Source organism: Flavobacterium sp. KH_035, from assembly GCF_057839565.1.
Window position 1 is genome coordinate 3,359,788 of record NZ_CM174492.1, and the last position, 11,844, is coordinate 3,371,631.

Sequence of the window (11,844 nt, forward strand, 5' to 3'; positions counted from 1 at the left end):
TTCTCGAAAAACAATTTAATATCAGCCTCAGAATAGCGCTCTTTAAATGGTGAATCAACTATTGATAAACAGTAATCATCTTGAGTTAAAGCGAAGTCAAGACATTTATATAACATTTCCCAATATTCCAATGTTCCTATTTTTAATAGATGCTCCCAATAATCATCTTCAAACACTTTTTCATTATTCAATCTATGATGATGATAATAAATAAAATGAACCGCCATCCCTAAATATTTTTGAAGAGTTTTTACTTCCATTATAGTAATTTCTATTTATTTCAAGATTATTTATATTTACTCCTCTAGAAATTAATTCTTCGATTAACCCTTTTAATGATTCTGCGGTAGGCGTATAATGACCACTACTTGGAGATATTTCAAGAATATTATCAATAAATTTAAATTCTCCTGCTGTTACAACATCAGCACCTGATAAAAAACTACTATGATGAAATTCTCCAATTTTTTGCACACCAGCATAAATATTACCTCCCTCATCCATAACAAAAATTACACGTTTAGTTGGCAAAGAAGCTAATTTACTACCATTAGCGAATAATTCTCCATCTTTTACTGCTACTTTATATAGCTGACGTTCTGATTCGTTTAAATATTTTATGTTTTCATATGCTGGAAATTTGCCCAACTCTTCTCCTTTATAGATATTAAATTTCTATATTGATAATTTTAGATTCATTTAAAAATTTTCTTAACTCCTTCCTAAATTTAAAGATTTTCAGTATTTTTTATGCGATGTACGATTTCTAGCTTATTCTCTAAATATAAAATATTTATATCTTCAATAAAATATTTTTCTAAATTAGAATTTAGACAATCATATATAACTGATTTTAATTGCTCATAATTAAAATTATCTAATTTTCTAGGATCTTTATATCTATTAATGTTTTTTTGAAGAACACATAAGTGAGCTTTTAATCTAACGGAATGGATACTTTCTACATTGTTAGAATGTAATTTATTAAAACATGATATAATTGATTCGTATAGATCAATAACACTTTCTTCATATTCAAATTCTCCGTTGTTATAGTTCTGCGTTTTTTTCTCCATTTTAGACCAATACAAACGTTTTATTTGTTTTTCATTGTTAGTAAGCTTATTCCAATTTTCATCAATATCATCTGCGGTTAATGAATAATTTTTATCTAACAATTTAAATTCATTTTTAAGTTTATTTGTATCATCTGCTAATAAAATATATTCATTTTTTATTTCTTCCCAGTTACACATATTTATAGTTCTTTGATTTTGTAAATAAAAATATTTGGTGTTGTACTAGGAACTATATCCACGACTTCAAATTGAACGAATGGTTTAAATAATATTTCAGATTCAGATCCATTAATTAATTTTAAATCTACTCCTGTCTTAGATTCTATTTCCCAAATTACATCTCCCTTATTACCGCGCCTAAATATATCTGCGGTATAATCATCTAATGAACTCGACGTAAAACGTCCTTCAAAATTAAACTTTTGACCTTTTACTAATGTTTTTGCAAAATTAGATTCTGATGAACCGGCACCTCTAAAAACATTTATTCCTATTTGTTTTGGAAACTTAGAGTATGCAGAAATCATTAAATCTTTCATTTCGGTATATTCTGCAGTCATTGGAATTCCACCACTTAGCGCTTTATTAAAATTAGAATAATAATTGTCCTGAATAAATAGTTTATATGCAGTTTCTTCTGCAACTGAAATATTATAGTTTGCATATTTTCGAATATGTGAACCATTTTTTAAAGGCTCATAAATAGCATTAAAACTTGTATTTTTAAGTAAATTGTCTAATTTTTCAACTGTAACGCTTAGAGGCTTCCATTTCAAATATCCTCCAACCTTATCGATCTCCTCTAAGTTTTTAGAAACTAATTTGAGCTCTTCTATATTAGTTCTAAGAGTAGGAGCTTCATTATTTAGAATTAACCATGCATTAAACCCATCAGATTCTTTGACTACAGTTTTGAATTCAGTGCCAGAAGTTGATAAATCGCTTACTAAAGTAGCCAATGCACAAGGATCTCCAGGCCCTGCATTTGTGATTAGGCTTGATAACAGTAATAAATAAAGAAGGAATCTTTTTATTATATTTTTCATTTAGTTTATTTTAAAGTAAGTACTTGTAAACTCGTTATTCACTTTTTGAAGTAGTTCCATTTCTACTTGATTTGTATCATAATCTTGTCCTCTATAAATCCATCTGAAAATATTTGGATAAAGTAGCTCATCGACTATACTTTTTTTATCGGTAATTTTTTCTTGGTCTAAGTCATATATAAATGATAAATTAGAAAACGACCGAATAACTTGAATTTGTCTCGAATTAATTAAATAGGCCCACTCTATATCTACATCGTATTCAAATTTTACTTTTTTTATTTCCAAGGTTAACAAATCTGTTAAAACCAAACTCCTTTTATTAATTACTAAGTGTTTTTCAGGATAAAAAAAGCTCCCTACTAAGCTATCTACAGTTGTGTTTCCGTTTTCTCTAAAGTATACTTTTAAACTTTTTTTTGTATAATCTAAAGTATTAAGCAGATAAAGATCAACACACGGAATAAAAGCGAAGGTTTTTGTTGGATGTTCTATTTCAATTTTTTCATTTAATACACATTGAATGTTTTTTGTTAAAAATAATTCCTCAGTTTTATCAATACCATCAATGAATACGGAGTAATATACAAGTTCCTGACCTCTATTAGGTTCTTCCCAGCCCATATATTTTAGCTGAATTCTTTTATTTATAGTTTTAAACAAACTTAGATGTTCAATTTGCTTTATTTGTTTCATATCTAGTTGCAAAGGGGTTTTTTATTATCCGTAAATATCTTCCAGGCTTCAATACCATTTTCAGGGTTTTGATTAACTGTTTTCATTAAAGTGGAGTTGTTTTTTAAATCCTGAATTAATGTTTTTATTTCTGTTTCTGACAAATTTAAGGATTTATTTTTGGCAACAATTTTAGTAACAATATCATCTGTAAATCCTAACTCCTTAAATTGACTCAGAGAACTTCCATTGTCTGTAATAGTTTTAGATATTGTTCTTCCTTTTCCAACCCAAGTTGAGTATTTTCCGCTTGGAGATTCCATGACTTGTATTTCGACAGATCCTTCTTTAGCTAATTGTGACCATGTTTTTGGATAACCAGATACTGGATCTATATCTTTTATTATAAATCGGGATTGTTCTGCTTTACCAACTTTTCCAAACCATGGAATTGCTCTGTTAGTTTCAATTTCGAATTTTGATGGATCTTTAATCGTTATTTTATAATAGAAATCGTATTTGTTTTTTTCCATATTTAAAGCCCTACCATCAAAATCATAAGGTTTTCCATTAAACATTGGACTTGTGTAGGCTCCACCTAAATTTGGGGTTCCATCTGGCAGATCTCCAAAAGAGCCTCCATATCTATCAAATACTTCATTTTCATTTGGGGCTCTTTTCACTAGAGGACCATATCCACCATTTGCAGGAGGCCATAATGCATTATTTTTAACATCAAAGTTTATTTTATGTTCTTTTGCTAAAGCTTCAAGTTTATCCCATTGGCTTTGCTTATAATAATTCCAGTATTGACCTCTTACATTACTTGGTATTTTTTCTAAATGTAAATTTTTTAAATATTCTGAATTTAGTGATAGTTCATAAGCTTTTTGATTGATAAAAAATTCGTTATTAACTTTTGCTTTATTTGGATACCACCAATTTTTAAACTTGTCAATATTGTCTGAGTAGCTTTTGACATCTTTAGTATTTGCATTTTTCCATAATTCTTTAAATGCTAAATAGTCGTTGTTAAATCTAACGATATCATCTAGCTCCTTTAAAACATCATCACTTGCATTAGCAAAATCTTCAAAAAATCTAAGTTTTAAAGGTGTATCTAAGGCATTTACTTCATTTTTTAGTGTTAGTAATGACGGGGATTCTAATCTTGAAGCTAAGGTGACAGATTCTAATTTAGGAACAATATAAAAAGTTCCTTTTTTATTAAGATCTTCTACAAGATTTAATGCCCCATTAACAGTTTTCCCGGTCTTATCTACATATGAAATTTTATTAAAAGTACTGATTAACTTTACATCTTTAGCTACTACAGAAGCTGGTTGCCAAGAGGTAGAGGTAATATTACTTAAATTAGTGATATTTTTAGAAATACTAACATCGGCAATTTTTTGACTTGCTGTAATACCATTATTAAGAAATAAACCAGAATTATCAACAGTTATATCAATAATTGAAGAAAGGCTTTGATCAATGTTTTGACATTTGATTCTTGCCTCAAAGATCATATCATACATTTTTTTCGAAACTCTAATTTCGTCGGGGCTGAGAGTTTCTCCTTTTATTCCTGTAGATAAGGTCTCTAGTAAATTATCGATTTTACTTAAATGGACTAGTCTTTCTGTTTCATCTAATCCTTTAAAATCACTAACAAAATTCTTTATATTACTTCTTATTATTCTTACGGACTGAATATGTTTACCTTCTTTAACAGCAAATTGAAAAATTCCTTTTCCTAAACCTGATAATCCGGCAACAGCTTTTGGTAAGTTATATATGCCATAAATAGCATCCCAGTAAGCATTGTATTTAGGGCTTATTGCATCTGGATTATTGTAGTTCGTAACAGTTATTAGTACATCAGTTGAAACCATTGCTAGTTCTAATACCATTAATGATCCACCATTTGTAAAAGGGGCTAGTGCTATCGCAACACCGTCAGCTACTAATCTAAATAGTATAGCATCATTATGATCTTCTACTGCGTTGGAAATCCAATATGCATAAATTGCTGGAACTGCAAATAGTCCTTTTTTAAAATCCCTGCCATCTACTTTAAAATCTTTAGGGATCTCTAAAACTACATATTCGTATGGATACAGACTAAAAAGATGTTGTACGGGATCTTTTTGATTTTTAGAATTGATTACCTGAAGACTACAATTAAACTGAATTTTACTGTTGTCAGCCATTGATCTGGTAACAATTAAATTATATTCTAATACAGCCCCATCATTTGAAACAACATTAAAGATTCCTTTATCATAAAACATAAAATAAGGTTCAGTCCTTACTCCGGTTAAAGGTGAAGTTGTGTTGTATTTATTTCTAACTTCCAGAGCTAAATCATTAGCATAATTATTACCAATCTTTTTATAAATCAATGTTTTATAAAGAATGTCCTGAACGAAATATTTTCGTTCTTTTCCATCTATAACTTTGTAGATGTCCCACAATAATTTATAGCTATTGTTGCCTAATTCTGAAGTGATTTTCTGAGCATCTTTTTCATGAATAAAAAGATTTAAAAGTATTTCTTCAGATTTATCAAAAGCTGAATTATTACTCATGGCATCTTGTATCAAAGCCATTCTTTTGTTATAGGAAATACTATTCCAAAAAACCGGAATCATTTTAAATTTATCAGCTACAGTGTGGTTTGTTACATATTGATAATAGTAACTTTCATCAAATCCTGTAACAGCTTCAGGAACTAAATTCTTGATAAACTTATATGATTCCGTTTTGTTTGACGGAATTAATGTTTCAATGTTAGTATTATTAACAGAAAACATTGCCATTAAACCTTGATAGAAAGAAGTATAATTTTTAGTATCGTAAGGATTTATAGAATGGTCATTTAAGTTCTTGTTTAGGTTGACAATTATTTCGTGATTATTTAGAGAAATTAAGTCATAAAAATTGGTCAGATTACCAGAATCTACCGCTGCCATTACTCTTAATAGAGCAATTTCCTGATCATTTTTTATTTCACTTGATAAACTTAATTGTGTAAACGCTTTCTTTAAATTCTCCCAGCCAACTTCTCTTAATGCAGCAATACAAACGTGTTCTTTAACTATTAAGTTAACTAATTCTGTATTGGTGAATGTTTTTTTATCAAATAAAGATTTTAACTTCTTATTATCTTCTGTAATAATATTAGGTTGACATTTATTTTTATCGTTAGTTATTAAGTCAGCGATAGAGTTTATTACACTACAAGTAGGATCTGGAGCATACATTGGAACTGTAATAAATGTGTTGTCTTTCGCTAAGATTTTTTTAATCTCCCCGATTACAATATCAGTAGTAGCATTTTTAGGTTTCGTCCAGTTAAGTATATTTTTATAGCTATAGGTACATTTATCATTAGAAATTTTAATTACAGCTTTTCCGCTAGTGTTTAAAGTAACGGGATATGGCATTGTATCGCCTAAATTACTAATGCGGTTATAGTCAGTGTCTTTATATGTTAATTCATAAATAACTTCATTACCAACTACTTTACCATCGAATGAAGCCAATAGCTTTTTAGTATCATTTTGGTAAACATTAAATCCAGTTATCAGATAAGGTCTATTTTGAGAAACTTTTCCAACTAATTTATTACCACTAGCTTCTTCATTTTCAGTTACCTTAAATATGTTTCCTAATAAGTCAAGTTCATTGGCGTCACGGTTTTCCCCATCATTATCCCCCTGAATAAATGGATACAATTGTAACCCGGGAGCATGAAGTACCTTCCAGTCATTGTGGCTTAAAAGTACTCCTGTACCGTAATCCATTAAAAGATCTGTGGTTGTTACCGTGTTATACTCTGTAAATGGATGCTTCAATCCAAAGACACCATGACCTAATTCGTGCGCCAATGTACGAACTGTATTGGTTTTGTTAAAAATAAAACCATATTGTCGCTTCAGTGGCATAAAGCCAAGGATATTTGATTTGTCGGAAGGAGCTCCGGTATAAATTATGTAATAGGTATCTTTTTTATAATCGGCACCTAATTTTACTTTTAGATTATTGGTGATTTGCTGTTGGTCCGGTGTATAAGTGTTTAGCAAGTCACTATCGCTGGTTTCGATGCTCTCGCCCCAACTGTTGTCTAAGGTTACATTTAAGGTATTAACATCAAATGTTATTCCGGCAGGTTCGTAAATTGTATTTAGCTGTCCGGTTACATTGCTCGGTATTGACGCATTGTTAACGCTAACCAGTGTTACATTTACTTTTTTATTGGTCAGATGCCACAAATCTATCGCTCCGGCGATATCATATTTCCCGGTAGTTTCTTTCGGGTCTTTTGATATAGCAGGTTTAACCGTTGCAATGACTGTTTCTTTAGCAAAATCTAAAGTCTTTTTTAGGGTTAAAGTGGCAACATTGTCGTTCCAAACAATCTGAGTACTGTCAATAGCAGTACCATTTTGAGTTTTAAAAACAATGTCTTTTTTGGTTTTTCCGTTTTTGAAATTAGCGGTTGCGATTACAATATCAGTTTTATTAGGACTGTTTGAAATAGCTTTCAAATTTACATTATAGGTACCACCGCTTTTTTGAGGGATTGTTTCATAAGTTTTACCTAAACTTCCGTTTGCTGCTGCAGGAGCATTATCAAAAGCATAAAATCCATTTCCTTTAGAGAAAATTACATCTACATCTGGAGACGAAATTTCAGTCACACTTCCACCAGATCCCATTCCGTTTGTATTTTTAGAATTTGGAATTCCTCCCGGAGCAAGTTGTCCTGTTTTTTCGATATTACCGGCAGGAGCATTAGCAGGAACGGCATATTGTTTACCGTCTTTATCCGTAATTATGATGTCGTTTACTGTTTTTGGTAAGTTAACTTTAACATCATCCGGACCTGTTATTGTAATGCTTCCATCAGGATTTTTTACTACGGATTTTATAGGAAACAAGACGTCCTGATTGACAACATTCCCGGCGTCACCAAAGGCGTCATTGATGACACCATCTAAATCAGAGATACCGCTCCAGGTAGGATCGTAAGCCGCAATAATTTCTCCTGAGATTAATTTAAAATCGCTATTAACACCAATGTTGTTAAAGGTTATTCTGATTCGGGTATTTTCGCTAAAGTTTCCTTTTGAAGCTCCGTTTTCATCTTTTGCACCTAAGGCATCAGCAGCATCAATAAGTTTTCTGAATTTCTCTAAAAAGGGCAGGGTTACATAACCTTCTCCGGAGAAGTTACCGTTACTTCCTATGGCTTTTAAAACGACTATAGGGAAATCTCCCGCTGTAATGACATCATTTGGGAAAAGTTCGAGAAGTGGGGTTTGGTTCGCGAGATCTCTCGGATCCGGTTTGATACCGCAGCCCTGAAATACAATTTCGTCTCTGGCAATAGTAGTGAATTCGAATATTGAACTGTTAATGTATTTGCCCACATCACATGATGCTCCTACAGTATATTCGTAGGTGGTGTTGGGTTTTAAGTTGTTAAGTGTAATATTTTCTCTTGGTGTGACAGCTTTGTACCATTGCGAACCGGAATTTTTCTCACGATAGTTTACCCGATAGTCAAAGTTGTCAATGTTACCGCTCCAGCTTATTTTGGCCTGATCCTGACCAATGCTTTCCGTTTTAACGGCAAGGGGAGAGGTACAGAATACTTCGTAGGTAAAAGCAAAGATTTCGGTATAACCGTTGTTTTTAAATACTCCAATTTCTTCGGCTCCTAAAATGGCTTTCGCTTTGATGCGCCACGCATATTTTTTACCGGGAATCAGTTGAGGTTCACTCATACCGTATTGCAGGGTTGTCATTTTGGTTGTGGTGGTATACAACGGCGGTGAATAGGCAAAGGCATTTTGCACCGGAGTATAATTGTCCCAGATTTCGACTAATGAAAATTCGTATTCTACATTACTAACATTGATGCTTCGCGGTGTCCAGCTAAAAACAATGTTCTGAATGTTTTGCTGCATGATCGAAGCATTGTTTAAAGGCAGGTTTAGGAAGGGCGGTTCATTTTGAAAAATAACAGTAGTTGTACCCGTTTTTCTGGACAGTTTTTTTCCTGTAGCAAAATCATATACCTCTACATAAAAGTTACTAATTCCTTCTGGTAAAGGTTGTGCATATTGATTTGGATTTAATCCCAACAAGTTCTGGTATTGAAAATAGGGAGCCAGATCAACATTGGTTAATTGCAATGGAAACCCTCCTTCGAGGTAAAGTGGTTTTGCTCCTACAACAAAATCGTTGTTACTGAACGAAACTCCGTTGCCCTGAAAGTATATTTTTAATCGAACCTGACGGTTTGAGATGGTCAAATCGTTAAGTACCAATTGAATTTTTATGGGACTGTTTATGGTAGTCGCATCAGCATATTTACTCAGATAAATAGGCGAGGGCTGTGTAATTTGAGTATTGACCGAAATAGGAAAGGTCTGTGTATAGCCTTCGAATCCCGTCAGGGAACAAAGCAGCAACAGGAATAGGTACAGTTTTTTCAGCATTTTGGGTAATTGAGGTTTATCCATTTTTTGTCAGGTTAGTATTCGTATTGAATCCTTTATTTTTGAATATGGTTAAGATCGATTTCATCAGGTTTTGCATTTTTAAGAGCGATTTCGTGATAAAACGGAATCATTTTGACTTCGATAGCAGCGATTATTTCAGGGTCAAGTTTTTTGTCTTTTATTGCTTTAAAAACTTCTTCAACCTGCTCTGTGCTAAAAACAACTGCAATTGGGTTTTGCTGTATTTCGGCAGCAGGCAGTTTAGCTAATGTCGAAATTTCTTTTAGCATCCATCGGTGACGTGTTAATTGATCGCGGTTGTTGTTGCTTCTTTCCACCAGTTTGAGATACGATTTGTAAGCTGTTTTATCGGTGATCTCTGCTTCATTCACACCATGCAGTTTATGGCTGTTTACTCTTCCTATTGCTGCAACATAAGTGTTTTCAAGACTTTCGTCTTTGTTTTTCATCTCTGTTTCCAGTTTTTTGGCTGCTTCCAAAAGGTAGTTATTGTATTTTTTTACGTTTTCGGCTTCTGTATTATACGTTTCCAGATAATCTAAAGCTTTCTCTTTAAACTGTTTGTCGTCTGATGCAAGGGTAGCCTGTGTGAGTAAATGCTCTAAATTTGTGCTTTCTTTTTCCGGTAATGGGTTTAGTGCCAATTGCATTTCTTTTAACTGGGCTGTAATCTGATCACGCGTTCCTTCTAAAGCCTTTCCGTTGAGGTTTATTTTCAGAATAGAAGTAAGATTCATGTCTTCCTCGGTTCTTGGCTCTCTTTTCGGACGCATTTTGATTTTGTCGAAAGAGTACGTATACGAAAGGGTAGCCGTCAGATCGTTATTTCTACCCGTGCCCGTTTTATTGAATAGGGTAATGACACTCATATTGAAATTGTGTTTTTCAAGATAAATGTAAGATCCGTTCAATCTGAAATTGAAGATGTCGTTTTGCTTTTCGCCATTATTGTAACTGGTGTTGTAACTGGTCGAAGCAGTGGCATTCAGTTTTTTCTCCAAAAACAATTTGGAAGCTCCGACGGTTGGTCCGATAATAAAATTCTTTCCGCTATCCGTTTGTCCATAAGTATTGTTTAGGGAACCATTGAAGCTTAAATCTTTTTGCGGATAACCAAGAGAATAGGTAAGGGCGGAGTTGTAATAGGTGGAAGCTCCACCTGCAACTGCTTTTCCTTGTTGCTGATTTACGGCATCCTGCATCGAGAAATTGGCGCTTACGGCTTTCTTTATTTGTTTTTCATTTCTTAGTAAATAGTTTACCGTCAGACCTAAATTTTGGTTGACTTGCCTAAAGTTCAAAGTGTCTAAATACTCGTAATTTGAAACCTGATTGATGTAGTCAAACTGATTACGGCTGTTGGTGAACGATTGAAAGTTAGAGTAGTTCAGGTTCAGGTTTAATTTTTGATTGGGTCTCAAATCGACATTGGCAGAGGTTACCAAACGTTTCATCTGGCTTTCTTTCTGTTTTTCTAAATTGTCTTTCTGAAGACCTAAATTTAGGGCAAGCGACACTTTGTCTTTGAACAGATTTTGTGTGGCATTAACGGTTATGTTTTCTAAGTCGTTGTTAAAATAGTATCCCCCAAAGGTTCTATAGTTTGGGTCAATTCGTTCGTAACCTAATCCTAAAGTACCTTTTCCTGCCGGGTAAGCCAACTGTCCTTTGAAGGCACTGTAACTTGTGGTTGTACTATTTCTGCCCAATAAAAAAGAGGAAACTCCTTTTGCTTTTCCACTTTGCGCAGCTCTCAAATCTTCTGTAATACTGCTGTTGGCGTATTCGGTAGAGACTTGTAGCTTCTGAAAAAGTTTAAAATTGGTTTCAAAACTAATGGCAGCATTTTCTTTTGGTGTAACATCCAGTTCAAAAGGCACAGGATTGTTTAAAGAATTGATCTGATCTCTTGCTTTAAACAAAGTAAGTCCCAGGTTTATTTTCTCTAAAGAATAAGCTGTTTTAAAACCATACCCAAATCTTTTGTAGGCAGGCAGGATATCCGGATAGGCAGAATCATATTCGTTGCTTTTTAACAGTCGTCCGTACATGGCGCTGATTTTAAATTTCCCCTGTGGAGTCAGATCGACTCCAAAACCGGTAAACTGATGACCGCTTAAGGTATAAGGAGAGAAGGTCATACTTACGTCTCCAATATGGGCTGTAATCCATTTATAAGAGGGATGTATGCTCAAACGATTCATTAAAACGGGTTTGTTGTACCCGAATTTTTGATTGGTATAGGAAAAGGAAAACGGAATGTTATATAGGTTCGCAATGTTGAAATTGATGTTTCCGTTCAAAAAGTAACTAAAGGGTTCTCTTGTAGCATTACCGGAATAGAATACGGTATTGGCAGATGCACCACCACTGACATTTATTAGCTTGGCTTTGCCCAGTTCCTGTACATTAAAGTTTTGCGAAAAACCAATGGCAGCTGTAAAAAGCAGTAGTGTAATTAAAATTATTTTCTTTAAAATCATTCTTTATGGGTATGGAAATCAAGAG

The 11,844-nt window shown here is 33.2% G+C and carries 6 protein-coding genes; all 6 read right to left on the reverse strand.

What is annotated here, in order from left to right:
* Positions 1–192: 192 nt before the first annotated feature.
* The 6 genes from AC3IS6_RS13865 to AC3IS6_RS13890 all read right to left on the reverse strand — a co-directional run bounded on the left by AC3IS6_RS13865 (position 193) and on the right by AC3IS6_RS13890 (position 11,819).
* Complete coding sequence (locus tag AC3IS6_RS13865; RefSeq protein WP_489160164.1) at positions 193–648, reverse strand: hypothetical protein; 456 nt, start codon at positions 646–648, stop codon at positions 193–195.
* A gap of 80 nt (positions 649–728) precedes the next feature.
* Positions 729–1,256, reverse strand: a complete 528-nt coding sequence (locus AC3IS6_RS13870) for a hypothetical protein (RefSeq protein WP_489160165.1) — start codon at positions 1,254–1,256, stop codon at positions 729–731.
* 2 nt (positions 1,257–1,258) lie between these two features.
* Positions 1,259–2,125 carry an ADP-ribosyltransferase domain-containing protein gene (locus AC3IS6_RS13875; RefSeq protein WP_489160166.1) on the reverse strand — a complete coding sequence of 289 codons (867 nt, stop codon included), beginning with the start codon at positions 2,123–2,125 and terminating at the stop codon, positions 1,259–1,261.
* Positions 2,126–2,821: a hypothetical protein gene (locus AC3IS6_RS13880; protein ID WP_489160168.1), complete on the reverse strand. Its 696-nt coding sequence runs from the start codon at positions 2,819–2,821 to the stop codon at positions 2,126–2,128.
* A 2-nt stretch (positions 2,822–2,823) separates the two neighbouring features.
* Positions 2,824–9,336 (reverse strand): fibronectin type III domain-containing protein, encoded by a 6,513-nt coding sequence (locus AC3IS6_RS13885; RefSeq protein ID WP_489160170.1) that lies wholly within the window; start codon positions 9,334–9,336, stop codon positions 2,824–2,826.
* A gap of 32 nt (positions 9,337–9,368) precedes the next feature.
* Positions 9,369–11,819 (reverse strand): hypothetical protein, encoded by a 2,451-nt coding sequence (locus AC3IS6_RS13890; protein WP_489160172.1) that lies wholly within the window; start codon positions 11,817–11,819, stop codon positions 9,369–9,371.
* Positions 11,820–11,844 lie beyond the last annotated feature (25 nt).